We start from the raw sequence: 25,316 nt of genomic DNA on the forward strand, positions 1-25,316 counted from the left end.
CACCTTCCACGACTTCCTGTTGACCGGTGAATGCGCCGTTCTTTTTGTTCTTCCCCCCTCCCCCCCCCCCCTCTCCCTCCCCCCCCCCCTCCCCCCCTCCCTCCCCCCCCCCTCCCCCCCCCCCCCCCCCCCCCCCCCCCCCCCCCCCCTACAGGGGGCGGTTTAACTCATTGAGTTATGGCTGTGGATCGAGCTGATCCAGCACGCGGTTCACCGACAGCTGCGCCAGCACAATCATCTGTTGAATACCCAGCACCAGATTGCACGTCGGTCCGGTCAGGCTGGAGGACAACTCTGTGGCCATGACATTGGCTGATGCAAGGGTTTCATGGGCGTGGACAAGGAGGGTTTCGGAACTGACGCCCGGATGGATGGTGAAAATTGGACAGGGGCGGTAAGTGGTTTTTGCCTGTGGGTTTGGATCTACATCTGGGGGATTTGGGCTGTGTTTGATCATGGTGAAGCTCCTGAAGTTGTGGAGCTGCCACTGATCGCTGCGAAACGAAAATTAGGTGGCAGCTGTACGCAGGTTCGCAGACCGGGACTTCAGGCACCCGGCATACCCGAAGGTATCCCGCGCACAACCGCCATGACACAGGCATAAAAAAGCGCCCGCTTTCGGATGGTGGACGCTGTGCGCCTGAAGTTTAACCGGGCTGCGAAACCCAGTCGCTGATTTTTGCAGCGACGGGCAAAGGCTAGAGATCATGCTTCCTAGGGACAACCTGAAAGTGTTGTGGGAAGGTTCTGAAGTTTTGATTGATCGATAAACATCGTTGGCTGTGAGGTTGCCTTCGCGAGCAGGCTCGCTCCCACATTTTGATCGGTGTGTATCAGCGGGAAATTGATCGGCTGTCAGGCCGTCTTCGCTGGCAAGCCAGCTCCCACAGGGTCGGCGTATACCTGACCTGCTCCTCACCACTCAATAGGCCGAGCGTTAGCTCGCCTGCAGCTCTTGATCTTGATCCACCCGCCCCTTCGGGAGGCTGAGTGGAGGCGTTCATCCGGGGGGAAGGCGCGCAGCGCCGTGCGGCGAAGCCGCACACATCGAGAGGAGGTGCAGCGCAGCAAACCGGAGGCGATGCCCCCGGATGAATGCCGGAGCGAAGGAACCCCGAGCCCCAGCGAGGGGCCGGACGCCGGGGCGAGCGCTTTTGGTTACTTTTAAGGCGTTTGTTAAAAGTGACTCGCCGTAAGGGCGAAACCGCCAGCAGCCGTTGCCGCAGCAACGGATATGTACTCAATCAATCAGGAGCTTGGTCGGCCCGAAGGCGGCCAAGTCAAACGAACTCAGACCGGATCTTTCTTGACCCTGAACCACGCCGCATACAACGCCGGCAAGAACAGCAGCGTCAACGCCGTCGCCACGATCAGCCCGCCCATGATCGCCACTGCCATTGGTCCGAAAAACACACTGCGCGACAACGGAATCATCGCCAACACCGCAGCGAGTGCCGTCAGCACAATCGGCCTGAACCGCCGCACCGTGGCCTCGATGATCGCCTGCCACGGCTTCAACCCGGCCGCAATGTCCTGCTCGATCTGATCCACCAGGATCACCGAGTTGCGCATGATCATCCCCGACAAGGCGATGGTCCCGAGCATGGCGACAAAACCGAACGGCTGGCGGAACACCATCAGGAACAGCGTCACCCCGATCAAGCCCAACGGCGCCGTCAAAAACACCATCGCCGTGCGGGAAAAGCTGCGCAGTTGCAGCATCAGCAACGTCAGCACCACCACGATGAACAGCGGCACGCCCGCCTTCACCGAGTTCTGCCCGCGGGCGGAGTCTTCCACGGTGCCGCCGACATCCAGCAAGTAGCCATCCGGCAGTTCGGCGCGGATCGGGTCGAGGGTCGGCATGATCTGCTGCACCAGCGTCGCCGGTTGTTCCTTGCCGTAAATATCAGCACGGACGGTCACGTTGGGCAGGCGATTGCGATGCCAGATCACGCCTTCTTCAAAGCCGTATTCCAGGGTGGCGACTTGCGACAAAGCCACACTGCGACCGTTGTCGGTCGGCACCGCCAGGCTGGGCAGCAGCGAAAGTTCGGTGCGCTCATGCAAGGTGCCGCGCAGCAGGATTTCGATCAGCTCGTTGTCTTCGCGGTACTGGCTGACACTGGAACCGGTCAGTGAGCTTTGCAGGAACTTCGACAGGTTCGCCGTGCTCACGCCCAGCGCCCGTGCACGGTCCTGATCGACGTTCAGATAAACAACTTTGCTCGGTTCTTCCCAATCCAGATGCACGTTGACCACGTGGGGATTTTCGCGAACCTTGGCCGCGACTTTGCGGGCCAAAGCGCGAACTTCCTCGATGTGCTCACCCGTGACCCGGAACTGCACCGGATAGCCAACCGGTGGACCGTTTTCCAGGCGCGTGACCCGCGAGCGCAGCGCCGGGAATTGTTCGTTGAGGGTGGCGATCAACCAGCTGCGCAGGGTTTCACGCTCTTCGATACTTTTGGCCAGCACCACAAATTGGGCGAAGCTCGCGGCGGGAAGTTGTTGATCCAGCGGCAGGTAAAAACGCGGCGAACCGGTGCCGACGTAAGCTACGTAGTTATCGATCCCAGCCTTGTCCTTGAGCAGCGCTTCGAGGCGTTTGACCTCCTCGGCAGTGTTGCTCAGGGAAGCGCCTTCGGCCAGTTTCAGGTCGACCATCAATTCCAGTCGGCCCGATGCCGGGAAAAACTGCTGTGGCACAAAACGGAACAGGACCACAGATGCGATAAACAAAATCACCGTCGCCACGATCACGGTCTTGCGCCGACGCACGCACCACTCCACCACGCTTCGAACCCGCTGATAAAACGGCGTGCCATAAGGATCAGGCTGGTCAGGGCCGTGTTTGGCCGCGTGAATTTTCGCCAAATCCGGCAGCAGCTTTTCCCCCAGATACGGCACGAACACCACCGCCGCCACCCAGGAGGCCAGCAGTGCAATGGTCACCACCTGGAAGATCGATCGGGTGTATTCGCCAGTGCCCGACTGCGCAGTGGCAATCGGCAGGAACCCGGCGGCGGTAATCAGGGTGCCGGTGAGCATCGGGAACGCGGTGCTGGTCCAGGCATAGCTCGCCGCCTTGATCCGGTCGAAGCCCTGCTCCATTTTGATCGCCATCATTTCCACGGCGATGATCGCGTCGTCCACCAGCAACCCCAGCGCCAGCACCAGCGCGCCGAGGGAAATCTTGTGCAGGCCAATGCCGAGATAGTACATGGTGGCGAAAGTCATCGCCAACACCAGCGGGATCGCCAGGGCAACCACCATGCCGGTACGCACGCCGAGGGAGAAAAAACTCACCAGCAACACAATCGCCAACGCTTCCACCAGCACCTGGACGAACTCGCCGACCCCGGTTTTCACCGCCGCCGGCTGATCGGAGACCTTGCGCAACTGCATGCCGGCCGGTAGGTTTTTCTGAATGCGGGCGAACTCGATTTCCAGGGCCTTGCCCAGCACCAGAATGTCGCCGCCGTCTTTCATAGCCACGGCCAGACCGATAGCGTCCTCGGCCATGAAGCGCATGCGCGGCGCAGGTGGATCGTTGAAACCACGGCGCACATCGGCCACATCGGAGATACGGAACGTGCGATCGCCAACCCGAATCGGAAAGTTTTTTATCTCATCGACGGTCTGAAAATTCCCCGAGACCCGTAGCTGCAATCGCTCGCTGCTGGTTTCGAAGAAGCCGGCGGTGGACACCGCGTTCTGTTCCTCAAGGGCCTGTTGCACTGCCGCCAAAGGCAAACCGAGGGTGGCGAGCTTGACGTTGGACAGTTCGATCCAGATCTTTTCGTCCTGCAAACCGAGCAAGTCGACCTTGCCCACGTCCTTGACCCGTTGCAGCTGGATCTGGATGCGGTCGGCGTAGTCCTTGAGTACGGCGTAATCGAAACCCTCACCGGTCAGTGCGTAGATGTTGCCGAAGGTGGTGCCGAATTCATCGTTGAAGAACGGCCCCTGAATGCCCGGCGGCAAGGTGTGGCGGATGTCGCTGACCTTCTTGCGCACCTGGTACCAGAGCTCCGGGATGTCCACCGAGTGCATGGAGTCGCGGGCAATGAAGGTCACCTGGGATTCACCCGGGCGGGAAAAGGACACGATGCGTTCGTATTCGCCGGTTTCCATCAGCTTCTTTTCGATGCGCTCGGTGACCTGGCGCGAGACTTCCTGCGCCGTAGCACCCGGCCAGTTGGTGCGAATCACCATGGCCTTGAAGGTGAACGGCGGATCTTCGCTCTGGCCGAGCTTGGTGTAGGACAGTGCGCCAACGATGGCCAGCAACAGCATCAGGAACAGGACGATCTGGCGGTTGCGCAACGCCCATTCGGAAAGATTGAAGCCCATCGGGGATTACTCCTTGTGCGCCAGATTGACCACGCGGTTGGAGCGATCCACCGGGCGTACCTGCTGCCCGTCCAGAAGCACATGGACGCCGGCGGCCACTACCCAGTCGCTGGCGTTGAGGCCTTCGAGCACCGGAACGGTTTTCTCGCCGAAAGCACCGACCCGCACCGGGGTCTTCTTCAAGGTGCTGTTGGCGCTGACGACCCAGACGTAGGTCACACCGTTTTCCGCCGTCAGGGCCGATAGCGGCACCGACAGCGGGACCGTCTCGGCGGTTTGCACGAACACCCGAGCACTCTGGCCCAGTTCCACCGCAACCTTGCCGGCGTTGAAGGCGATGCGGGCGGCGAAGGTACGGGACTTCGGATCGGCGGCGGGCGACAATTCACGTATGCGACCCGGGAATCGCTGATCCGGATGCGTCCACAGCTCCACCGACACGGGCTGACCGACCTTGAAACGGCCGAAATTTTGTTCCGGCAGACTGATCAACACTTCACGCTCGCCATCGGTGGCCAGGGTAAACACGGTTTGACCGGCGGCCACCACTTGCCCGACCTCCAGCGCACGCTTGGCCACAACGCCATCCTGAGGAGCGCGCAACACGGCGTAGCTGGCCTGGTTACTGGAGACGTTGAATTCGGCTTTGATCTGCTTCAGGCGAGCTTCGCCGGAGCGGTAGAGATTTTCGTGGTTGTCGTACTGCGAGCGACTGACCAGCTGACGTTCCATCAAGGTTTTGTAACGGTCACGCTCGGCACGCACCATGTTCAGATTGGCTTCGGCGGCGGCAACCTGGGCCCGGGTCGCCTCCAGTTGCAGGCGCACATCCTGCGGATCGAGTTCCGCCAGCGGTTGATCAGCCTTGACCCGCTGCCCCTCATCGACCAGTCGTCGGCTGACTTTACCGCCAATGCGAAACGCCAGGTCCGGCTCATAGCGGGCGCGGATTTCACCGGGATAACTTTCCATCGCCTGGGACGAAGGCTCTGGCTGGACCACCATGGCCGGGCGAACGCTGACTTGGGGCGCCTCTTCATGACCACACGCCGTCAAAAAAAACGCCAGAGTGACTGGCAACGCGAGGGGCAAGGCATAGCGGAACATGGTGACGGACCTTTCGCTAATGGTGCTTGGAATAATTATACTGACCAGTATGTTATTAATAGCAAACTCACCAGTCCAGTAATAAAAGCGCATATGCCGAACAATCTTTCAGCACCCAACGGCCCAGGCCGTCCAAAGGATCTGGCCAAACGCCAGGCGATCCTCGACGCGGCGAAAACGCTGTTTTTGACCAAGGGATATGCCAACACCAGCATGGATGCTGTCGCCGCAGAAGCAGGCGTTTCGAAGCTGACGGTCTACAGCCATTTCAACGACAAGGAGACGCTGTTCTCCGCCGCCGTAGTCGCCAAGTGCGAGGAACAGCTGCCGACGCTGTTTTTCGAATTGCCCGACGGCGTGGCGGTGGAAACCGTGTTGCTGAACATCGCACGTGGTTTTCATGTGCTGATCAATAGCGACGAATCAGTGAACCTGCATCGCTTGATCATGACCCTGGGCAGCCAGGACCCGAAACTCTCGCTGATCTTCTTCGAGGCCGGTCCCGAGCGCATGCTGCATGGCATGGAGCGCTTGCTGAGCAAGATCGACCAGAGTGGCGCGCTGCACATCGACAAACCGCGCAATGCGGCGGAGCACTTCTTCTGCCTGCTCAAGGGAGCAGCGAATTTCCGCTTGCTCTATGGCTGCGGCGAGCCGCTGACCGGTGAGGCGGCGGAGGACCATGTGCGGGAGGTGGTGGAGTTGTTTATGCGGGCTTATCGGAGAGAAGCAGCTGCAAGTGACTAGCTGCAAGCGGCAAGTAACAGCATCGCTTGCAGCTTGCAGCTGCAGCTTAAGACTTAAGTGCTTTTTTAGGATAAATGTCATACCGACTGGACTTGCCATCCAACGCATGACTCGGCTTGGGCCCGTCAATGCACGGCGCCTTGCGCGGGCGCTTGACCACGACCCGGTGGGAAGCCAATGCCAAGGCGGCTTCAAGCAACGCCGGCGCATCCGGGTCATCACCCACCAACGGCCGGAACAGGCGCATTTCCTTCTTCACCAGCGCGGTTTTCTCACGGTGCGGAAACATCGGGTCGAGGTAGATCACCTGCGGTGGCTCCCCTTCCCAGTTTTTCATCACTTCGATTGAATTGCCCTTGAGCAAACGCATGCGCGCCACGATCGGCGCCACGTCGAAATCTTCCGCGCCACGGGCCAGGCCATCTTCCAGCAAGGCCCCGATCAGCGGCTGACGCTCGATCAGGCTCATTTCGCAGCCCAGGCTCGCCAGCACGAACGCATCCTTGCCCAGCCCCGCCGTGGCATCCAGCACCCGTGGACGCACGCCCTGAGCGATGCCAACGGCCTTGGCGATCATCTGCCCACTGCCACCGCCGTACAACCGGCGATGGGCCGCGCCCCCCTCGACGAAGTCCACCCGCACCGGTCCCGGCGCGTCCGGGCCGAGCTGTTGCAGCTGCAATCCCTGGTCGCCCACCTGCAATGCGAACTCACCGTCATCCACCTGCAACGGCAGGCCCAGGCGCTCGGCCCAGTGCTCGGCCTGTGGCTGAAAAGTCTCGCTCAGGGCTTCGACATGGATGCGGCACGCCGCGGGTTGCTCAATCATGGGAAAACACGCTCAAAAAATTAATGATCGGCAAAAACTGCCGATAACAAAACTATCGAGCATTTTGCCAGAGCTGAGCGTCGACCGAGAGAAATGTCAGACATTCAACCTACCATCACAGGTTTTATCTCGCCCTACGGCGATTACAACCTGCGAAATACCCAGGCACTGAGCGGCGTCAGCCACATCTGGCAGGACTTCTTTGCCCGGGCGCTGGCTGAACAGTCGGGTGAGGTGCTGCCTGAATCCTTGAACTTTCCGCCGGTCGATCTCGAAAGCCCGGTCGAACCCACCGTTGGCAGCGATCTGCTGGCGCACATCATTTCCCAGCGCGAATGCGACGTGAAGGACACTGAGGTTCGTCCGCCAGAGCCACTGTTCCTGCCGATTGCCGAGTTCGAAATGGACCTGGCCGACAAGCCGTTCCCACCGTTCCCGCCGGAAGAAATCGTCGCCCAGCAACAACAGCAGGACTTCGAAAGCGGCTGGGTGCGCCCGATCGTACTGACCGCCGGCCAGCCAGTGCCGGAAGCCAGCCCGGCACCGCAACCGCGTCCGCTGCACCTGCCGATCGCCGAATTCGAACTCGATCTGCTGGACAAGCCCTTCCCGCCGTTCTCGCCTGAAGAACTGGTGGAACAACAGAAACAACTCGATTTCGATAACGGCTGGGCGCGCCCGATCATCCTGCAGAACCTGCGCCTCGCCGCCTGATGGTCAGCCTTTGAAAAATTGATTGGCCTTGGCGTACGGCATGGACCGCGACGTAAAGCCGAATGTGCCTGACGCCTGAATCTCCTCGGCGGCACGGTAGAACTCGCCCAGCGCGGCCAGGGCCAGTGCCGAGCCGACACTGATGCGCTTGACGCCCATTTCGCCCAGTTCTTGCACCGTCAGCTTCAAGCCACCGGACATCAACACGTTGACCGGCTTCGGCGCCACGGCGCGGACCACGGCCAAGACTTCTTCAGCACTGCGCAGACCCGGTGCGTAAAGCACGTCAGCCCCCGCTTCGGCAAATGCCTGCAAACGGCGGATCGTGTCATCGAGATCCGGATTGCCATGCAGGTAATTCTCGGCCCGAGCAGTCAGGATGAAAGTGAAAGGCAAGCTGCGCGCGGCAGCAACGGCGGCCTTGACCCGGGCTACGGCATGTTCGAAGCAATAGATCGGCGCGTCGGGACGGCCAGTGGCATCTTCGATCGAACCACCGACGGCACCCGCGCCAGCCGCCCGCACGATGCTTTGCGCGCATTCGACAGGATCATCGGCAAAGCCGTTTTCCAGATCCACCGACACCGGCAGATCGGTGGCGGCAACGATCGCCCGGACATTGGCCAGGGTGTCGTCCAGCGTCAGGCCTCCATCGGGCCGCGCCTGGGAAAAAGCGAACCCGGCACTGGTGGTCGCCAGCGCCTTGAAGCCCAGGCTGGCCAGCATTTTGGCCGAGCCCGCATCCCACGGGTTGGGCATCACAAAAATCCCGTCGCGTTCGTGCAAGGCTTTGAATGCTTGGGCTCGAAGGGTTTGCGCGTCCATTGGCAGCTCCTGAAAAGGGGGAACGAATCCGCCTTCAGAGCAGGCCAAGTTGCTCGGCGGCGGGTTCTCTGTATAGCTCAGGCAGCGCCGGCAAGCCAGGCAAACGCCGCATCAATCGGGCATGGAAGCCTTGCGCCAGTTTCGCCGCCAGTACGTTGTCAGCGGTGTGCAGGAAGATATACGGCGTGCGGCCCTCTTCGATCCACAGGGCGATTTTCTCTACCCACGGCAACAGAAACGAATCGTTGGCTTCCAGCTGTGGATGGCCAATGAAGCGCACTTGCGGAAATTGAGTAAACGCCGCCGGACGAGGTGGCACTCTGGGTTTCTTTGATTGGGCATGCAGTACCGAAGGATCGGTCGATGTGCAACTGAACAGCGCCCGGGGATCGAGGCAAATGCGCTCGACGCCGCGATCCAGCAGCAGGCGATTGAGCATTCGCTCACTATCACCCTTGGCGAAGAAATCGTCATGGCGCACTTCCACCGCCAAGGGGCACTGCAGCGCATCGATAAACCCGGCCAGCTCCGGCAAGCGTTGCGGCGTGAAGCTTTTCGACAGCTGCAACCACAACGGCGACACCCGCTCGCCGAGGGGACTGAGCAATCGGGTGAAGGTTTCAGCAGCGGTCAGTTGCTCGCGCAGGTCACCGCCGTGACTAATGTCACCGGGAAACTTGGCGGTGAAGCGAAAATGTTCGGGCATCGTTTCGGCCCAACGCTGCACGGTGCTCGCAGCCGGGCTCGCGTAGAAGGTCGTGTTGCCTTCCACGGCGTTGAAGACTTGGGAATAGAGAGCGAGAAACTCGGAGGGTTTGGCGTCCGGGGGATACAGATAATCGCGCCAGGCGTTTTCACTCCAGGACGGACAGCCGAGGTAGTAAGGCAGCATCAGATGTACAGGTCGAGGCCCACGACTTCCGCATCCCAATCCACGAAACCGGCGGTGTTCAGGTAGCTGGCCAGGGCCATCGCCACGCTTTTGCTCATGGCGCGGTGGTAAAGCATGTCCTGCTGACGGGCGGGGAGATTGCTCAGGCGTTGTGCGGCGGCTTTGGCGCGGGCGGCCAGTTGCTCTTCGGACGGAAATTCCAGTTCGCCATCGATATCGACAGCCTCGTCTTCCACCACATGACCTTTGCGAGGCTTGCGCTTGATGGGGTAGGACTGAGAGGAAATGCCGTCTATACGCATATGTGCATGCTCGGTATCAGTGATGGCAGTTTAGTGGCGCAACTCCCACTTCGCAAACCGCCGAGTGATAACTAGAACACATAAAGAGCAAAAGGTTTAAAAGCTGGGGTTAGAAAGCGACGATTGGCTGTGTTTGTGAGATTGCTTTCGCGAGCAGGCTCGCTCCCACAATGGATAGCGCAAATCCTGTGGGAGCGAGCCTGCTCGCGAAGAATAAAACTCGGTGTCGGAAATCAACGTGCTTTGGGAGTCGCCACTTTATCCCGCAGATACACCGGCTGCGCCTGATCGGCCACGATCGCCTCGCCGCGCTCCCAGGCGAAGCGTGCCAGGGTCAGCAGATCTTCCGCGTGTGGCAGCATGCTCGCGTCCTGGCCGCTCAGGCTGACGGCGATGCGCTCGCCATACCCCCAACCGGTGCCCGCACCGAACCATTCGCCGCTGGCGTCGGCCGGCAGCGCGGCGACTTCCGGCGGCAACACCGCTTCGTGGCCGACCAGCCGCATCTCCCCCGCCGTCTCGCGGTAGCAGCCCCAATACACCTCGTCCATGCGCGCATCGATGGCGGCGGCAACCTGGCTGGCGCCGTGTTCGCGATGGGCACGCTGAGCCAGCACGGCCAGGTTCGAGACTGGCAACACCGGACGATCCAGAGCGAACGCCAAACCTTGCACCACGCCGATGGCGATACGCACACCGGTGAACGCACCCGGTCCGCGACCAAACGCAATGGCATCCACCGCTTGCAACGTGGTACCAGCATCGGCCAGCAATTGCTGGATCATCGGCAGCAGCTTCTGCGCATGCAGGCGCGGGATCACCTCATAATGGCTCGTGACCTTGCCGTCATGCAGCAAGGCAACGGAGCAAGCTTCGGTCGCGGTGTCCAGGGCCAGCAAGGTGCTCATCGATGTTTCCGTAAAAGAGGTCAAAAAAGTGCGTCAGTATAAACAACTACGGCCCGCAAGCGGGCCGTGGATGATGCATCGGATCAGGCTTTTCAGCTCAGCGCTTCAAGCACCTTGCCGGTGATCGCTTCAACCGAACCTACGCCAGGGATGTGGCTGTACTTCGGCTTGCCTTGGGCAGCGGACAGCTTCTGGTAGAAATCCACCAGCGGCTTGGTCTGCGAGTGATAGACCGACAGGCGATGACGCACGGTTTCTTCGGTGTCGTCCTTGCGCTGTACCAGGTCTTCGCCGGTAATGTCGTCTTTACCAGCGACTTTCGGTGGGTTGTAGACGGTGTGGTACACACGACCGCTGGCCTCGTGAACACGGCGACCGGCGATACGCTGAACGATTTCTTCGTCATCGACGGCGATTTCGACAACCGCATCCAGCCCGATACCGGCGGTCACCAGGGCTTCAGCCTGAGGAATGGTGCGCGGGAAACCGTCGAACAGGAAACCGTTGGCGCAATCGGACTGGGAGATACGATCCTTTACCAGCGCGATGATCAGGTCATCGGACACCAGGCCGCCGGCATCCATGATGCCCTTGGCCTTGAGGCCCAGCTCGGTGCCGGCCTTGACCGCAGCACGCAGCATGTCGCCGGTGGAGATTTGTGGAATGCCGAATTTTTCGGTGATGAACTTAGCCTGAGTACCTTTACCGGCCCCGGGAGCTCCCAGCAGAATGACGCGCATCGATGTGCTCCTCAATTTTTTTGTATGGATAACGTCAGATTCGCCTCGTGGGGCCAATCTCAAAAATAGGGTCGTGACCGCCCAAACGGCCAAAGGCTGATCAAGATACACAGCAGGCTGCGCCCACACAAGCCGCCAAAAGTCGGAGAAACCGCAGGGTCTTGTAACCTTTTGGCGCGGTTCCCCAAGTCGCAACCCCATCATTAACTGTCGCCTGGCAGCATATTTTCGCCCGCCATCCAACGGCACCCGACGCCTGCATCGGGTGCCTGCCCCCACGGCAAAAACCTTAGCCGGTATTACGCAATCCGGCGGCAATCCCCGCCACAGACACCAGCAGCGCCTGTTCCACCGGGCTGCCCTGCGCCACATCCTTTTGTCGCGAACGGGCCAACAACTCCGCCTGTAATAGATGCAGCGGGTCGAGGTAGGTGTTGCGCAGGCGGATGAATTCCAGGGTGTCTGGGCTATGTGCCAGTAGCTGAGACTGACCGGTCAACCCCAGGACGATCGAGCATGCCTGCGACAATAGGTCGCGTAAGTGCGCACCCAAAGGCAGCAAGTCCGGCTCCACCAAACGCTCATCGTAGGACCGGGCGATATCGGCATCCGCCTTGGCCAATACCATCTCCAGCATATCGATGCGGGTGCGGAAGAACGGCCACTGCTCGCGCATTTGCCCCAGCAACTCGCCCTCACCGCGCTCCAGCGCCTTGCTCAATGCCGCTTCCCAGCCGAGCCAGGCCGGCAGCATCAGACGAGTCTGGGTCCAGCCGAAAATCCAAGGAATCGCCCTCAGGCTTTCAATCCCGCCAGCGCGACGCTTGGCCGGGCGACTGCCCAGCGGCAGACGTCCAAGCTCCTGTTCCGGCGTGGACTGACGGAAGTACTCGACGAATTGCGGGTTTTCCCGCACCACGGCGCGGTAGGCCCTGACGCCATCGGCGGCCAATTCGTCCATCAAATGGCGCCACTCGGGTGTGGGCGGTGGCGGTGGCAGCAGGGTCGCTTCGAGCACCGCGGCCAGGTACAGATTGAGATTTTGCTCGGCAATGTCCGGCAGGCCGAATTTGAAACGAATCATTTCCCCCTGCTCGGTGGTGCGGAAACGCCCCGCAACCGAACCCGGTGGCTGCGACAGAATCGCCGCGTGGGCCGGGCCGCCGCCGCGACCCACGGTTCCGCCGCGACCGTGGAACAACAGCAGTTCCACTTGCTGCTCGCGGCAGATGTCCACCAGCCGCTCCTGCGCCCGATATTGCGCCCAGGCCGCCGCCGTGGTGCCGGCGTCCTTGGCCGAGTCGGAGTAGCCGATCATCACTTCCTGCGGCCCTTGCAGGCGCGAGCGGTAGCCTGGCAGCAGCAACAGCTTTTCGATCACAGGTCCTGCGTTATCCAGGTCAGCGAGGGTTTCGAACAGCGGCACCACACGCATCGGTCGCAACACACCCGATTCTTTGAGCAGCAGTTGCACCGCCAGCACATCGGAAGCGGCACCGGCCATGGAGATCACGTACGAACCGAGGGACGCCGCCGGCGCGGCAGCGATTTCCCGGCAGGTCGCCAACACTTCGGCAGTGTCGGCGGACGGTTTGTAGTGGGCCGGCAGCAGCGGTCGACGGTTGTTCAGTTCGCGGGTCAGGAAATCGATACGCTCGTCTTCGCTCCAGTCCTCGTAGCGACCCAGGCCCAGGTAATCGGTGATTTCGGTCATGGCTGCGCTGTGGCGGGACGAGTCCTGACGTACATCCAGACGCACCAGGAACAGGCCAAAGGTGACTGCACGGCGCAGGCAATCGAGCAGAGGACCGTCGGCGATCACGCCCATGCCGCACTCATGCAAGGACTGGTAGCACAGCTCCAGTGGGTCGAGCAGATCGCGGTTGTTTTGCAGTACATCGGCGGGTGCCGCTGTTGGCGTCGACAACGCGGTGTGAGCCCAGTTACGCGTGGCACGCAGACGGTCGCGCAGCTGTTTGAGTACGGCACGGTAGGGTTCCGCGCTGTCACCGGCCTTGGCCTTGAGTTCATCACTGGCCTGCTGCATCGACAAATCAGCGGCCAGTTGATCGACATCGCGCAGGTACAAATCAGCTGCCATCCACCGTGCGAGCAGCAGCACTTCACGGGTAACGGTGGCGGTCACGTTGGGGTTGCCGTCACGGTCGCCGCCCATCCACGAGGCAAAGCGGATCGGTGCGGCCTCCAGTGGCAGGTGAAGCCCGGTGGCAGCGTGCAGGGCCTGATCGGCCTTGCGCAAGTAGTTGGGGATGGCGTGCCACAGCGAATGCTCGATCACCGCGAAACCCCATTTGGCTTCATCGACCGGGGTCGGACGCGTGCGGCGGATTTCCTCGGTGTGCCAGGCTTCGGCGATCAAACGTTGTAGTTTCGACTTGATCTGCTCGCGTTCGGCACTGGTCAGATCACGGTGATCCTGGGCCGCCAGTTGCGCGGCAATGGCGTCGTATTTCTGAATCAGCGTGCGGCGTGCGACTTCGGTCGGGTGCGCGGTCAACACCAACTCGATTTCCAACCGGCCCAGCTGTCGAGCCAGGCACTCGGCGCCATGACCTTCAGCGAGCAAGCGAGCGAGCAACTCCGGCAGGACTCGAGCTTCGAACGGCGCGGGCTGCGACTCATCGCGACGGTGAATCAGCTGATACTGCTCAGCGATGTTGGCCAGATTGAGAAACTGGTTGAACGCTCGCGCCACCGGCAGCAATTCGTCCTCGGTCAACTGGTTGAGGCTGGCGCTCAGTTCGGCGTCCATGGAACCACGCCGGTCCGCCTTGGCGCCCTTGCGGATCTGCTCGATCTTGTCGAGGAAGCCGTCCCCGTACTGTTCACGAATGGTGTTGCCCAACAGCTCACCCAACAGGTGAACGTCTTCGCGCAAGCGTGCATCAATATCGGTCATCAGCAGTTCTCCAGCAAAGAATCCGGGCGGCCATGAATCTCATGCTTCTGAGTTAGAGAGTGCCGTTCCATGCCGCTTCTTACAACCCGGACGACGAAGGGACTTTAAACCTCTTGCGCACAAGCTAGTCTGAACAATATGCCGTACAACGGCTTTCGCCGGCTGCCGCCGGACCCTTTCCCGACCTGCCACGAGCAGGCGTGCCATGAGGTCATTATGAAAATCCGAGAGCTTGCCCGTCACTGGGAAGAAAACGCCAAGGGTCGACTGACCGATACCGGCTACTCGATTCATCTGGATGTTGAAGCGGCTGCCAGGCTGGCAGCGATCATCGACATGTACCCCAAGCGGCAACCTGAAGAACTGCTCGGCGAACTGATTGGCGCCGCCCTGGAAGAACTGGAAAAAAGCTTTCCCTATGTGAAAGGTTCGACCGTGGTCGCCACCGACGAAGAAGGTGATCCGCTGTACGAAGACATCGGTCCGACGCCGCGTTTTCTTGCGCTGTCCCGGCGTCATTTGCAGGATTTGTCGTCCGGTCACGACAAGCAAAAACACTGATCTTTCTCCGCGATCCCCTGTAGGAGCGAGCTTGCTCGCGATGGACTTCGATACACCGCGATGATTCAGACATCACGCGTTTTCGTTGACGACCATCGCGAGCAAGCTCGCTCCTACAACAAAATGCCAAAGCCTCCTGCCTGGTTAATTTCTCTGAACTTTTAAAAAACGCCCCGGGTCAACCCAGTAACCACGCCTGGGACGGCCGTTGCAAAACGCCACGAAAATGAAGGTTGCGGCTCCATGCCCAGGATGGATTGTTGGTTGTTCAGGAGTTAGCCCAATGGAGTTGAAAACCATGAAAACCCAAACTGGCAAATCCTCGTTTACCCCGTTGCACAACCTGAAAATGGCGGCCCTGGCCATCGGCGGCGGCCTCGTGCTGGCCGGGTGTGCCGGTAACCCTCCCACCGAGCAATTCGCCGTGACCGAGTCAGCGGTCAACAACGCCGTCAGCGCCGGCGGCACCGAATTCGCCGCGGTGGAAATGAAAGCCGCCCAGGACAAACTGAAACAAGCCGAAATCGCCATGCACGACAAACAGTACGACCAGGCCAGAAACCTGGCCGAACAGGCTGAGTGGGACGCGCGGGTCGCCGAGCGCAAGGCCCAGGCCATGAAAGCCAAACAGACTGTGAAGGACTCTCGCCAAGGGGTTCAGGAACTGCGTCAGGAAAGCCAGCGCACCGTTCAGTAACGGTGCGGCACGACGTATTTCTTTACTCGACTGAAAGGACTAAACCATGATTAGCAAACACTTGATGTTCCCTGCCCTGCTGGCCGCCAGCGTTGCCCTGGCGGCATGTTCCACACCGCCAAACCCCAGTCTTGAACAGGCCCGCAGCAACTACTCCAGCCTGGAGGCCAATCCTCAAGCGAGCAAAGTCGCGGCACTGGAAACCAAGGAAGCCAGCGATTACCTGGACATGGCCGACAAGGCCTATCTGGATAAAGAGGACCCGGCCAAAGTCGATCAACTGGCGTATTTGACGAACCAGCGTGTGGAAGTGGCAAAACAGACCATAGCCCTGCGCACCGCCGAGGCCCAGCTCAAAGACGCCTCCGCGCAACGGGCCCAGGCACGTCTGGATGCACGTGACCAGCAGATCAAAAAATTGCAGACCAGCCTCAACGCCAAACAGACCGATCGCGGCACACTGGTGACCTTCGGTGACGTCCTGTTCGCCACCGACAAGGCCGAGCTGAAATCCAACGGCCTGACGAACATCAGCAAACTGGCGCAGTACCTCCAGGAAAACCCGGAGCGCAAAGTGAGTGTCGAAGGCTATACCGACAGCACCGGTACAGCGTCGCACAACCAGTCACTGTCGGAACGTCGTGCCGGCTCGGTGCGCATGGCGCTGGTGAAAATGGGTGTCGATCCGGCGCGGATCGTCGCCCAGGGTTACGGCAAGGAATACCCGGTGGCGGATAACACCAGTGTCTCGGGCCGAGCGCAGAACCGTCGGGTGGAAGTGACGATTTCCAATGACAATCAGCCGGTGATTCCGCGCTCGGCGGTGAGTGCCAACTAATCCTGGCGTGCGGCAATCCCTGTGGGAGCGAGCCTGCTCGCGAAGGCGGTGTATCAGTCAACATCAATGTTGAATACCCGATCTCATTCGCGAGCAGGCTCGCTCCCACAGTGCTTTTGTTTTGCCAATAAAACCTGATTACGGCTCCAACTTCTGCGGGGTTTCCTGCCCCATGCACCGCACCGCTTTCTTCTTGTCGTTGACCAGCACGCCAGTCAAACCTTTCTGCTCGGTATCAAACAACACCAGCACCCCATCAATGCACTGCGCCACTTGCGCCGCCGGTTCCAGGGAGACTCTGTAGTCTTCGCCCGGCACGGTCTTGAGCATGGTGAATTCGTTGAGCAGCAACGCGTCCTCAGGCTTGGCGAAGTGCAGGTAGCCGTACCACCACAAGGCACCGACTGTGCCGAGGATGCTGCAGATACCGGTGATGATCAGCGGGATGGCGTTACGTTCTTCACTCATTGCGGGCTCTCTGGTGGTTCATTTTCTGAATTCTTTGGTGCCGGGTAGTTGGGCACTTCTGCCAGGCGGCGCAGGCCGTTGAAATGCTGCGGGTCTTCAAGGTAACGCAGCATGACTTTGCGCCAGACCGGGTCGGCGAACGTCTGTACATGACCGCCACGGGTCAGTTGCAGGACACGTGGTGGCGGCGCAGCTTGATACAGACGGATGCCGTTGGAAAGGGGCACGATCGGATCGTCGATGCTGTGATAGATCAGTTTCGGCACGCCGTTGAGCTGCGCCATGGAGTTGATGGCACTGTCGCCGTCCGGCACCAGCCAGGACAGCGGCACCTGGAACGTCCAGAACACCCAGGAATTGCTCAGTGCATAACGTCCGACATCGCGATAGCTGGCAGGCACGCCATCAAGGACCAATGCCTTGAGTTGTTTTTGCCGCTCGGGGTGTTGGACGAGGTAGTGAACGGCCATCGCACCGCCAAGGCTTTGCCCCAGCAGGATCAGCGGTTTTCCCTTGACCTCGGGTGACTGGTCGAGCCATTTGAAGGCGGCGTCGATGTCCTGATAGATCGCCGGCAGGCTGGGTTCGCCTTCGGACAATCCGTACCCGCGATAGTCCACCAGCAGCACTTGATAGCCCTGCTTGGGCAGCCACCAACTGCCCCCAAGATGCATGGGCAGGTTGCCGCCGTTTCCGTGCAGGTGCAGCACCGTACCTTTGACCTCGACGCCTTTTTTCGCCGGCAGCCACCAGCCATGCAGCCTGACGCCGTCGGCGGTGGTCAGGGTGACATCGCGGAATTCGAGCTTGGCTTTTTCCGGGGTGAACAACTGGCCGGGTTCGGGGTAGAACAGCAGCGAGCTGCAACCGCTCAAGGCCAGGACAAGGCAGAGGATGCCGAGGATTCTCATCCGTTGAAACCTCGCAGGAAAAGGGAGTGAAACAAATTACTGTGGGAGCGAGCCTGCTCGCGAAAGCGGTGTGTCAGACAACATCAATATTGAATGTAAATCCGCATTCGCGAGCAGGCTCGCTCCCACAGGGGTATCACCAAACCTAGAGGATGTTGGAGTAATCCGCCTCGATCCGGTCCAGGCTCAGGTGATTGAGGAAGTTGGAGAAGCACATCCACGCCGACAGCGCGTTCATGTCGCTGAACTGCTCCGGCAGGTACTTGGGCGGCACCACCAATCCTTCATCCACCAGTTGGCGCAAGGTGCGCATGTCTTCCAGGGTGGTCTTACCGCAGAACAGCAGCGGTATCTGCTCCAGCTTGCCTTTGCGCACGGCCAGTTGAATGTAGTTGTAAATCATGATGAAGCCCTTGAGGTAGGACAAGTCTTTGGTAAACGGCAGACCTGTCGGTACCGAGCCACGGAACACGCGACTGGCGTTGCTGTAGCTCTCGGCCATCTCAAAGCCTTGCTCACGGAAGAACTCGAACACCTGCAGGAAATCCGCACCCTCCTCCACCATGTGAATCGCGCGCGTGCGATTAGTCAGTTTGCGCAGACGACTGGGATAAGAGGCAAAGGTGATGATTTCCATCAGGATTGCCAGGCCTTCCTGGGTCACGGTCGACGAGGGCGGGCCCTTGGCGAGGAAGGTGCAGATAGGCTGGTTCAGGCCATTGAGGGTGGTGCCGACGTGCACCAGCCCTTCATGAACTTCCAGGGCGCGCACATCACGCTGGTTGAACATCGCATCGGAGCGAATCTTGATGTAGTCGGCACCCGCCGCCGCATCGGCGACAATCCCGTCGGACTCGAACACCCGAATGGTTTCTTCTGCCTCGCCGAACACCTTGTTCAAGCGGTGCTGCAGCATCTCGACCGCTTCCTTGGCAGTCAACGTCTTCGGTTCATCCTTCAGGTCGCCACGGCCGTCGATGTTGTTCAGGTACTCGGACAGCATCATGCCCAGGTCGGACAGCGTCGGGTCGCCGGCATGGAACGCGTCGGAAGCAGCGCCATACAACTCCTGGGATATCAGGCCGAAATCCTCGGTGCCGCGCGCTTCGAGCATACGCACCACCATCCGGTATTCCTTGCACATGCGGCGCATGATCTGGCCGACCGGGTTGAACTGGCCGAGCTGGCGGGTGATATCACGCTCGATGTTCTGGAACTCCAGCTTCACTTTGCTGGAGTCGAACGTCAGTGGCCGGTTGAGGTAATAGTCGCGGTCCACCGCCGGCATTTCCTTGCCCTTGGCCTTGAGGAAACCCTTGCGGATGGTGTCATCCCATTTGACCGCATCAAGGACGCGGATCGGCGTCTGCGCCAGCACAATGCGATCGGACAGAATGCGTATCGACTGCTGGTATTCGTCCACCGGTAACTCCTGAAAAACCTGCTGATTATTTGGCTTTGGCCTGGCGCTGGTAGCGTACTGCTTCGACGAACACATCGGAATTGGCCGGATCATCGAGATAAGCCGATACCTGGTCCATGTGACTGTCGATCAACACGCCGTCGCCATCGTCGGTCTGGAAACCTTCACCACTGAGAACCTTCTGCCCGACGACCTGTTTGATTTGCTCAAGGTCGAGGTTGTACACCACCAATTCATGCTTGTCGGTGAGTTCGAACCCGGCAATGGTGAAATGCCCGCCGAACTGTGCCGGGACCTTGGCCGACAGGTACCAGCGGTTGCCGTGGCGCGACACCGTGAAGGGATAGGCTTCTCGCTCCCGGGGCTTGGCCCTGAAGTAGCTGACGGCCTGATAGTGATTCTCACCGACGCGGGTCAGCTCCAGATTGAGTGGCTCGCCCCAGGCGTTGGTGCTGGTCCACTTGCCGAGCAAACCTTTGGGCGCGGGCTCGCTCGTGGGCAGTGGCTCCGTGAAGGTCACCAGACAGCCACTGAGCAGCAGGCACGACAAGGCGACCGCTACGACACGCCAGGCTTTCATTCAACACTCCCTTTGAACACACCAACCTGAAGTGACCACTCTACTGTGGGAGCGAGCCTGCTCGCGAAAGCGGAGTGTCAGGCAACAGAGATGTTGAATGTCAGACCGTATTCGCGAGCAGGCTCGCTCCCACAGAGGTTAGCCTTCACATCGGGATTAAACCGAAGCCAGCACCAAATGCATATAACGCGTCAGTATGCCGAGCATTTCCGCTTCGGCGACTGGCTCGGCATCGTTGAGCAGGCCCTGATATTCCATCCGTCCGATTATAGCCGTCAACACTTTGGCATCCTGTTGTGGCTCGCGGGACCCCAAAACCTGAAAAAGCTGGCAGGAACCCTGGAGGAGAATCTGCTGATGCGAGCGCACCAACTCGGCCAGGCGCGGGTTCAGCAGCGCCTCCTGACGGAACGCCTGCTCGGCCATCAAGTGTTCACGACGGGTGACCAACTGACGGTGAACATAGTCGGCCATCAGCCGCGCTATTTCGTCTGCCAACTGTTTGCGCGCCGCCGGACTGCCATCGCCACTGGCGATCATGTCCCGCAACAGGCCTTCGTTGTTCACCCACAGCTTGGCCATATAGGCCGCGCTGCGCTCCACGTATTGAGCGAAGGTATCGGTGAGCAGGTCATCGATGTCCTTGAAGTAGTAAGTGGTGGCCGAGAGCGGCACATTGGCCTCGGCTGCCACCGCCCGATGACGCACGGCACGCACGCCATCACGCACGACAATGCGCATCGCCGCATCGAGAATGTCCTGTCGACGCTGCTCACTGCCCTGCCGGCTGGCCTTGCGACCCTGGTACTGAACGCTTTCAGCGACCGCAGTGGCTACGCCCGCTGCACCTTCTTGAGCCAATGCATGGTTCACGACCGGAATTCCTCTCTCTACTTCAAAATTAACCATTTGATACGTTTGTACCAGACAGGCAAAAAAAAGCCGCCCATTTTCGGCGGCTTTTTAATTGAAACACTTACGCTTGCGGACGCATGTGCGGGAACAGGATCACGTCGCGGATCGACGGTGAGTTGGTCAGCAACATCACCAGACGGTCGATGCCGATCCCTTCACCAGCCGTTGGCGGCATGCCGTACTCCAGCGCGCGAACGAAATCGGCGTCGTAGTGCATGGCTTCGTCGTCGCCCGCGTCCTTGTCGGCCACCTGGGCCATGAAACGCTCGGCCTGGTCTTCCGCGTCGTTCAACTCGGAGTAGGCGTTGGCGATTTCACGGCCACCGATGAACAGTTCGAAACGGTCGGTGACGTTCGGGTTCTCGTCGTTACGACGGGCCAGCGGCGACACTTCGAACGGGTACTGGGTGATGAAGTGCGGCTGCTCCAGCTTGTGCTCGACCAGTTCTTCGAAAATCATCACTTGCAGTTTACCCAGACCTTCGAAGCCCAACACCTTGGCACCGGCCTTCTTGGCGATATCACGGGCCTTGTCGATGTCGTTCAGGTCGTCAGCGGTCAGCTCGGGGTTGTACTTGAGGATCGAGTCGAACACCGACAGACGTGCGAATGGCTCGCCGAAGTGGAACACCTTGTCGCCGTAAGGCACGTCGGTGCTGCCCAGGACCAGCTGCGCCAGTTCACGGAACAGTTCTTCGGTCAGGTCCATGTTGTCTTCGTAGTCGGCGTAGGCCTGGTAGAACTCCAACATCGTGAATTCAGGGTTGTGACGAGTCGAAACGCCTTCGTTACGGAAGTTGCGGTTGATCTCAAACACTTTTTCGAATCCGCCAACAACAAGCCGCTTGAGGTACAGCTCCGGGGCGATACGCAGGAACATTTCCATGTCCAGCGCGTTGTGGTGGGTTTCGAACGGCTTGGCTGCCGCGCCGCCCGGAATGGTTTGCAGCATCGGCGTTTCCACTTCCAGGAAGTCACGCTTCATCAGGAAGCTGCGAATGTGGGCGATGACTTGCGAACGCACGCGGAAGGTCTGGCGCACGTCTTCGTTGACGATCAGGTCAACGTAACGCTGGCGGTAGCGCTGCTCGGTGTCGGTCAGGCCGTGGTGCTTGTCCGGCAGCGGACGCAGGGATTTGGTCAGCAGGCGCACGTTGGTCATTTCGACGTACAGGTCGCCCTTGCCGGAACGGGCCAGGGTGCCTTCGGCGGCAATGATGTCGCCCATGTCCCAGGTTTTCACCGCGGCCAGGGTTTCTTCGGACAGGGTTTTACGGTTGACGTAGACCTGGATGCGACCGGTCATGTCCTGGATCACCATGAACGAACCACGGTTGAGCATGATGCGACCGGCAACCTTGACCGGGATTGCAGCCTCTGCCAGCTCTTCCTTGGTCTTGTCCGCATACTGTTTCTGCAGTGCATCGCAGTAGTTTTCGCGGCGGAAGTCGTTAGGGAAGGCGTTGCCCTTGGCGCGCTCGGCAGCAAGCTTTTCCTTGCGCAGGGCGATCAGGGAGTTTTCTTCCTGTTGCAGGGCTTGCGGGTCGAGTTGTAGGTCGCTCATGTCTTTAAATATTCCATCACAGGTTCGTTGCCCCCAGCCTGCGGCTGGGGATCGCCGGCAAGCCGGCTCCTACAGGGTCGCGTTGAATCAGCCGACCCTGTATTGCGTCTTTTACAGCCCCGATTTCAGGCTGGCCACCAGGTATTCGTCGATATCGCCGTCGAGCACCTTGTCGCAGTCGCTGCGTTCGATGTTGGTGCGCAGATCCTTGATCCGCGAAGCATCGAGCACGTACGAACGGATCTGGTGACCCCAGCCGATATCCGACTTGGTGTCTTCCAATGCCTGGGACGCGGCGTTGCGCTTCTGCATTTCCTGCTCGTACAACTTGGCCCGCAGCATTTTCATGGCGGTGTCCTTGTTGGCGTGCTGGGAACGTTCGTTCTGGCAGCTGACCACGGTGTTGGTCGGTACGTGGGTGATACGTACGGCCGAGTCGGTGGTGTTTACGTGCTGACCACCGGCACCGGAGGAACGATAGGTGTCGATCCGCAAGTCCGCCGGGTTGATCTCGATTTCCACCTTGTCATCGATCTCTGGCGAGACGAAAACAGCGGAGAACGAGGTGTGGCGACGGTTGCCGGAGTCGAACGGGCTCTTGCGCACCAGGCGGTGCACGCCGATCTCGGTGCGCAGCCAACCAAAGGCGTACTCGCCCTTGATGTGCACGGTAGCGCCCTTGATCCCGGCGACTTCACCGGCCGACAGCTCCATGATGGTCGCGTCGAAACCGCGCTTGTCGGCCCAGCGCAGGTACATGCGCAGCAGGATGTTGGCCCAGTCCTGGGCCTCGGTGCCGCCGGAGCCGGCCTGGATGTCCAGGTAGGCGTTGTTCGGGTCCATATCGCCGCTGAACATGCGACGGAATTCCAGCTTGGCCAGGGACTCTTCGAGACCCTGAAGCACTTCGACGACGTCGTTTACCGCGCCTTCGTCGTTTTCTTCAACGGCCATGTCGAGCAGCTCGCGGGAATCGGCCAGACCACTGGACAATTCGTCCAGGGTCTCGACGATCTGCGCCAGCGCAGAGCGCTCGCGGCCCAGTTCCTGGGCGTATTCAGGTTTGTTCCAGACACTCGGATCTTCGAGCTCGCGATTGACTTCGATCAGACGCTCATGCTTTTGATCGTAGTCAAAGATACCCCCGAATAGTTTCGGAGCGCTCGGACAGGTCCTTGATGGTGTTCAGGATCGGGTTGATTTCCATGGCGGGCAGCACTCGTAGGCGAACTTTTGAAAGCCGGCGAGTATAACGTCAAACGACAGGCAACGGCAGTCCGCTTGGCGGGCGAGTATCGAAAACCTTGCGCTCAGAGCCTACAAAGGCAAGATCGGCAACCCGCTTTGGCCTGACTCAGCACTGTGGGGCAGAAGAGCCCCTATCTTCCGGCACCAGACGACACATAAAGATCGCCTATAAACAGCATGTTTAATGCTTTGAAATAGCTGTAGGAAAATCACTTCCAAAAAAGCAGAATAATCCCACTAAGTTAGGCATTGCTTAGTGGGCAGCAGTTTCTTATAAATACACAGCGCAGAAAAATACAAAAAAGCAAGAACCTATAAGCATTCTTGATGCAGCTCACCCACTGCAAATTCCAAACGCTTTTCGCGCACAATACCGATACGCCATTACCATCGACAAACTAAAGGTCTATCCATGAAAAACATCGACAGAATAATAGTTATAGGATTTGGCAGCATCGCTCAAGCATTACTCCCCCTACTGATAGAAAACTTCGAAGCAAAAATCATTATCTTCGATAAAGATACAGACAAGACGCGCACGGACATCGCAAAAGAGTTCTCCGCACAACTTAACAAAGAACTTATAACCCACAAAAATTATCGCGAAATCTTATCACCACTTCTAAATGAAAATAGTTTCCTACTAAACCTGGCAGTATCCGTTTCAAGTTTAGATCTAATAAAACTGGCACAACGATTCAACGCATCTTACCTGGATACAGGTATAGAGCCTTGGGAGTATGGCGATCAAGATGACGGGCTTACTAGCAATTATAAGCTCCGGGAATCATTGAAAAAATACGCCCAATCACCCTTGGGTACAACCACGGCAGTCGTTGCCCATGGAGCGAACCCTGGGTTCATTTCGATACTTCTTAAAAAAGCACTGCTTGAAATGGCAATGATCAATAAGATTTATGACCAACCAACGACTCAACACGAGTGGGCAGAACTCGCTCAAAAGCTTGAACTGGAGGTTATTCAAATATCAGAGCGAGACACTCAAGTCACCTCCAAGAATCGAGACCCATATGAATTTATTTGCACGTGGTCAGTTGACGGCCTTATAACCGAGTGCCTTCAGCCGGCAGAATTAGGATGGGGAACCCATGAAAAATCCGTGCCCTTAGGCGCTAAAGTAACTGGCCATTCTCTAGAGATGATTGAGCAGGGACGAGAAGTTAAAGTTAAAAGCTGGTCCCCTAACCATTTGGATTTTTCCGCATACCTCCTAACACACAATGAATCATTGTCAATTACTGAGTACTTGACCGTAGGCAACCCCACTGCTCCAAAGTACCGACCAACCGTATATTACGCCTATCACCCTTGCGATCAAACCATAGAATCTATGCCGTTACTTAACACCGGACGTGAAAGCCAAATATTCTCCAAAGAAATAATCAAAGACGACATCACGTCCGGCATTGATGAACTTGGAATATTCTTAATCAGCAAAAAATACAAATCATTCTGGCTTGGTTCAAATCTTTCAATAGGCAAAGCTAGAAAAATGGCAAAATATAATAGCGCAACAAGCCTGCAAGTCACGTCTAGCATCATTGCTGGAATGAAGTGGGCGGAGAAGCATCCCGAGGCAGGCATACTCGAATCCGAAAACCTTGACTGGGAATTTATTTATGACATTGCAGAAAAATACTGGCAACCAATAGTTGCCCAAGAAACTGAATGGCGCCCCTCCACCAGTGACGCGTTAACATTTGAAAATTTTCGAATCGCTCCTCAAGAATAAAACACTAAAAACAGGAGA

23 protein-coding genes are annotated in these 25,316 nt (G+C 58.8%); 6 read left to right on the forward strand and 17 right to left on the reverse strand.

From position 1 onward, the window contains the following. Nucleotides 1-175: 175 nt before the first annotated feature. From ACSFE6_RS16435 to ACSFE6_RS16445, 3 genes are all read right to left on the reverse strand, one after another. The gene (locus ACSFE6_RS16435; RefSeq protein WP_435428606.1) at nt 176-457 is read right to left on the reverse strand and encodes a DUF6124 family protein; all 282 of its coding nucleotides are present in this window, start codon (nt 455-457) and stop codon (nt 176-178) included. 833 nt (nt 458-1,290) lie between these two features. After that, complete coding sequence (locus ACSFE6_RS16440; RefSeq protein WP_435428607.1) at nt 1,291-4,356, reverse strand: efflux RND transporter permease subunit; 3,066 nt, start codon at nt 4,354-4,356, stop codon at nt 1,291-1,293. A 6-nt stretch (nt 4,357-4,362) separates the two neighbouring features. Then, a complete protein-coding gene (locus ACSFE6_RS16445) occupies nt 4,363-5,463 on the reverse strand; it encodes an efflux RND transporter periplasmic adaptor subunit (RefSeq protein ID WP_435428608.1) in 1,101 nt (366 codons plus the stop codon). A gap of 93 nt (nt 5,464-5,556) precedes the next feature. On the opposite strand from ACSFE6_RS16445, the gene ACSFE6_RS16450 reads away from it, so the two are divergent. Then, nucleotides 5,557-6,210 (forward strand): TetR/AcrR family transcriptional regulator, encoded by a 654-nt coding sequence (locus ACSFE6_RS16450; RefSeq protein WP_435428609.1) that lies wholly within the window; start codon nt 5,557-5,559, stop codon nt 6,208-6,210. Nucleotides 6,211-6,256: 46 nt separating this feature from the next. Here ACSFE6_RS16450 and ACSFE6_RS16455 read toward each other — a convergent pair whose 3' ends face one another. Then, complete coding sequence (locus tag ACSFE6_RS16455) at nt 6,257-7,039, reverse strand: class I SAM-dependent methyltransferase (protein WP_435428610.1); 783 nt, start codon at nt 7,037-7,039, stop codon at nt 6,257-6,259. A 93-nt stretch (nt 7,040-7,132) separates the two neighbouring features. Here ACSFE6_RS16455 and ACSFE6_RS16460 point away from each other — a divergent pair, with 93 nt between their 5' ends. Further along, nucleotides 7,133-7,753: an energy transducer TonB gene (locus tag ACSFE6_RS16460; protein WP_435428611.1), complete on the forward strand. Its 621-nt coding sequence runs from the start codon at nt 7,133-7,135 to the stop codon at nt 7,751-7,753. Between the two features lie 3 nt (nt 7,754-7,756). Here the strand turns inward: ACSFE6_RS16460 and ACSFE6_RS16465 are convergent, their stop codons facing one another. The 6 genes from ACSFE6_RS16465 to ppc form a co-directional block, all read right to left on the reverse strand. Beyond that, complete coding sequence (locus ACSFE6_RS16465; RefSeq protein WP_435428612.1) at nt 7,757-8,578, reverse strand: isocitrate lyase/PEP mutase family protein; 822 nt, start codon at nt 8,576-8,578, stop codon at nt 7,757-7,759. 34 nt (nt 8,579-8,612) lie between these two features. Next, on the reverse strand, nt 8,613-9,473 hold the full coding sequence (locus ACSFE6_RS16470; RefSeq protein ID WP_435428654.1) for a DUF72 domain-containing protein: 861 nt from the start codon (nt 9,471-9,473) through the stop codon (nt 8,613-8,615). After that, a complete protein-coding gene (locus ACSFE6_RS16475; RefSeq protein ID WP_435428613.1) occupies nt 9,470-9,772 on the reverse strand; it encodes a hypothetical protein in 303 nt (100 codons plus the stop codon). The genes ACSFE6_RS16470 and ACSFE6_RS16475 overlap by 4 nt, the downstream gene beginning before the upstream one ends. 233 nt (nt 9,773-10,005) lie before the next feature. Beyond that, nucleotides 10,006-10,680 (reverse strand): tRNA (adenosine(37)-N6)-threonylcarbamoyltransferase complex dimerization subunit type 1 TsaB, encoded by a 675-nt coding sequence (gene tsaB / locus ACSFE6_RS16480; RefSeq protein WP_435428614.1) that lies wholly within the window; start codon nt 10,678-10,680, stop codon nt 10,006-10,008. 92 nt (nt 10,681-10,772) lie between these two features. After that, complete coding sequence (gene adk / locus ACSFE6_RS16485) at nt 10,773-11,420, reverse strand: adenylate kinase (protein ID WP_435428615.1); 648 nt, start codon at nt 11,418-11,420, stop codon at nt 10,773-10,775. A gap of 289 nt (nt 11,421-11,709) precedes the next feature. Further along, entirely contained in the window at nt 11,710-14,340 is a 2,631-nt protein-coding gene (ppc, locus tag ACSFE6_RS16490) for a phosphoenolpyruvate carboxylase (RefSeq protein WP_435428616.1), read from the reverse strand. Nucleotides 14,341-14,556: 216 nt separating this feature from the next. On the opposite strand from ppc, the gene ACSFE6_RS16495 reads away from it, so the two are divergent. The 3 genes from ACSFE6_RS16495 to ACSFE6_RS16505 all read left to right on the forward strand — a co-directional run bounded on the left by ACSFE6_RS16495 (nt 14,557) and on the right by ACSFE6_RS16505 (nt 16,436). Further along, nucleotides 14,557-14,901 (forward strand): pilin assembly protein, encoded by a 345-nt coding sequence (locus ACSFE6_RS16495; RefSeq protein WP_435428617.1) that lies wholly within the window; start codon nt 14,557-14,559, stop codon nt 14,899-14,901. A 283-nt stretch (nt 14,902-15,184) separates the two neighbouring features. Beyond that, nucleotides 15,185-15,598, forward strand: coding sequence for a DUF4398 domain-containing protein (locus ACSFE6_RS16500; RefSeq protein WP_435428618.1), 414 nt, complete (start codon nt 15,185-15,187; stop codon nt 15,596-15,598). A 49-nt stretch (nt 15,599-15,647) separates the two neighbouring features. Continuing rightward, complete coding sequence (locus ACSFE6_RS16505) at nt 15,648-16,436, forward strand: OmpA family protein (RefSeq protein WP_435428655.1); 789 nt, start codon at nt 15,648-15,650, stop codon at nt 16,434-16,436. Nucleotides 16,437-16,574: 138 nt separating this feature from the next. Here ACSFE6_RS16505 and ACSFE6_RS16510 read toward each other — a convergent pair whose 3' ends face one another. From ACSFE6_RS16510 to prfB, 7 genes are all read right to left on the reverse strand, one after another. Beyond that, entirely contained in the window at nt 16,575-16,904 is a 330-nt protein-coding gene (locus tag ACSFE6_RS16510; protein WP_435428619.1) for a hypothetical protein, read from the reverse strand. Next, a complete protein-coding gene (locus ACSFE6_RS16515) occupies nt 16,901-17,815 on the reverse strand; it encodes an alpha/beta hydrolase (protein WP_435428620.1) in 915 nt (304 codons plus the stop codon). Before ACSFE6_RS16515 ends, ACSFE6_RS16510 begins: the two co-directional genes overlap by 4 nt. A gap of 145 nt (nt 17,816-17,960) precedes the next feature. Beyond that, nucleotides 17,961-19,238: a flavohemoglobin expression-modulating QEGLA motif protein gene (locus tag ACSFE6_RS16520; protein ID WP_435428621.1), complete on the reverse strand. Its 1,278-nt coding sequence runs from the start codon at nt 19,236-19,238 to the stop codon at nt 17,961-17,963. Between the two features lie 25 nt (nt 19,239-19,263). Next, a complete protein-coding gene (locus ACSFE6_RS16525) occupies nt 19,264-19,818 on the reverse strand; it encodes a hypothetical protein (RefSeq protein ID WP_435428622.1) in 555 nt (184 codons plus the stop codon). Nucleotides 19,819-19,974: 156 nt separating this feature from the next. Beyond that, nucleotides 19,975-20,691: a TetR/AcrR family transcriptional regulator gene (locus ACSFE6_RS16530; RefSeq protein ID WP_435428623.1), complete on the reverse strand. Its 717-nt coding sequence runs from the start codon at nt 20,689-20,691 to the stop codon at nt 19,975-19,977. 103 nt (nt 20,692-20,794) lie between these two features. Continuing rightward, nucleotides 20,795-22,297, reverse strand: a complete 1,503-nt coding sequence (gene lysS, locus ACSFE6_RS16535) for a lysine--tRNA ligase (RefSeq protein WP_435428624.1) — start codon at nt 22,295-22,297, stop codon at nt 20,795-20,797. Nucleotides 22,298-22,408: 111 nt separating this feature from the next. Next, a protein-coding gene (gene prfB / locus ACSFE6_RS16540; protein WP_435428625.1) for a peptide chain release factor 2 occupies nt 22,409-23,504 on the reverse strand; the annotation gives its coding sequence in 2 pieces (ribosomal slippage) (nt 22,409-23,431 and nt 23,433-23,504; 1,095 coding nt in all). A 453-nt stretch (nt 23,505-23,957) separates the two neighbouring features. Between prfB and ACSFE6_RS16545 the strand changes: the two genes are divergently transcribed. After that, nucleotides 23,958-25,298, forward strand: a complete 1,341-nt coding sequence (locus ACSFE6_RS16545) for a saccharopine dehydrogenase C-terminal domain-containing protein (protein ID WP_435428626.1) — start codon at nt 23,958-23,960, stop codon at nt 25,296-25,298. The last annotated feature ends 18 nt before the right edge of the window (nt 25,299-25,316 follow it).

Source organism: Pseudomonas baetica, assembly GCF_051216495.1.
Classification (GTDB): Bacteria; Pseudomonadota; Gammaproteobacteria; order Pseudomonadales; family Pseudomonadaceae; genus Aquipseudomonas; species Aquipseudomonas baetica_B.

Excerpts from the sequence above, each read along its gene's own strand:
- ACSFE6_RS16435 (WP_435428606.1), bottom strand. The coding sequence starts at position 457 with ATGATCAAACACAGCCCAAATCCCCCAGATGTAGATCCAAACCCACAG.
- ACSFE6_RS16440 (WP_435428607.1), bottom strand. The coding sequence starts at position 4,356 with ATGGGCTTCAATCTTTCCGAATGGGCGTTGCGCAACCGCCAGATCGTC.
- ACSFE6_RS16445 (WP_435428608.1), bottom strand. The coding sequence starts at position 5,463 with ATGTTCCGCTATGCCTTGCCCCTCGCGTTGCCAGTCACTCTGGCGTTT.
- ACSFE6_RS16450 (WP_435428609.1), top strand. The coding sequence starts at position 5,557 with ATGCCGAACAATCTTTCAGCACCCAACGGCCCAGGCCGTCCAAAGGAT.
- ACSFE6_RS16455 (WP_435428610.1), bottom strand. The coding sequence starts at position 7,039 with ATGATTGAGCAACCCGCGGCGTGCCGCATCCATGTCGAAGCCCTGAGC.
- ACSFE6_RS16460 (WP_435428611.1), top strand. The coding sequence starts at position 7,133 with ATGTCAGACATTCAACCTACCATCACAGGTTTTATCTCGCCCTACGGC.
- ACSFE6_RS16465 (WP_435428612.1), bottom strand. The coding sequence starts at position 8,578 with ATGGACGCGCAAACCCTTCGAGCCCAAGCATTCAAAGCCTTGCACGAA.
- ACSFE6_RS16475 (WP_435428613.1), bottom strand. The coding sequence starts at position 9,772 with ATGCGTATAGACGGCATTTCCTCTCAGTCCTACCCCATCAAGCGCAAG.
- tsaB (WP_435428614.1), bottom strand. The coding sequence starts at position 10,680 with ATGAGCACCTTGCTGGCCCTGGACACCGCGACCGAAGCTTGCTCCGTT.
- adk (WP_435428615.1), bottom strand. The coding sequence starts at position 11,420 with ATGCGCGTCATTCTGCTGGGAGCTCCCGGGGCCGGTAAAGGTACTCAG.
- ppc (WP_435428616.1), bottom strand. The coding sequence starts at position 14,340 with ATGACCGATATTGATGCACGCTTGCGCGAAGACGTTCACCTGTTGGGT.
- ACSFE6_RS16495 (WP_435428617.1), top strand. The coding sequence starts at position 14,557 with ATGAAAATCCGAGAGCTTGCCCGTCACTGGGAAGAAAACGCCAAGGGT.
- ACSFE6_RS16500 (WP_435428618.1), top strand. The coding sequence starts at position 15,185 with ATGGAGTTGAAAACCATGAAAACCCAAACTGGCAAATCCTCGTTTACC.
- ACSFE6_RS16510 (WP_435428619.1), bottom strand. The coding sequence starts at position 16,904 with ATGAGTGAAGAACGTAACGCCATCCCGCTGATCATCACCGGTATCTGC.
- ACSFE6_RS16515 (WP_435428620.1), bottom strand. The coding sequence starts at position 17,815 with ATGAGAATCCTCGGCATCCTCTGCCTTGTCCTGGCCTTGAGCGGTTGC.
- ACSFE6_RS16525 (WP_435428622.1), bottom strand. The coding sequence starts at position 19,818 with ATGAAAGCCTGGCGTGTCGTAGCGGTCGCCTTGTCGTGCCTGCTGCTC.
- lysS (WP_435428624.1), bottom strand. The coding sequence starts at position 22,297 with ATGAGCGACCTACAACTCGACCCGCAAGCCCTGCAACAGGAAGAAAAC.
- ACSFE6_RS16545 (WP_435428626.1), top strand. The coding sequence starts at position 23,958 with ATGAAAAACATCGACAGAATAATAGTTATAGGATTTGGCAGCATCGCT.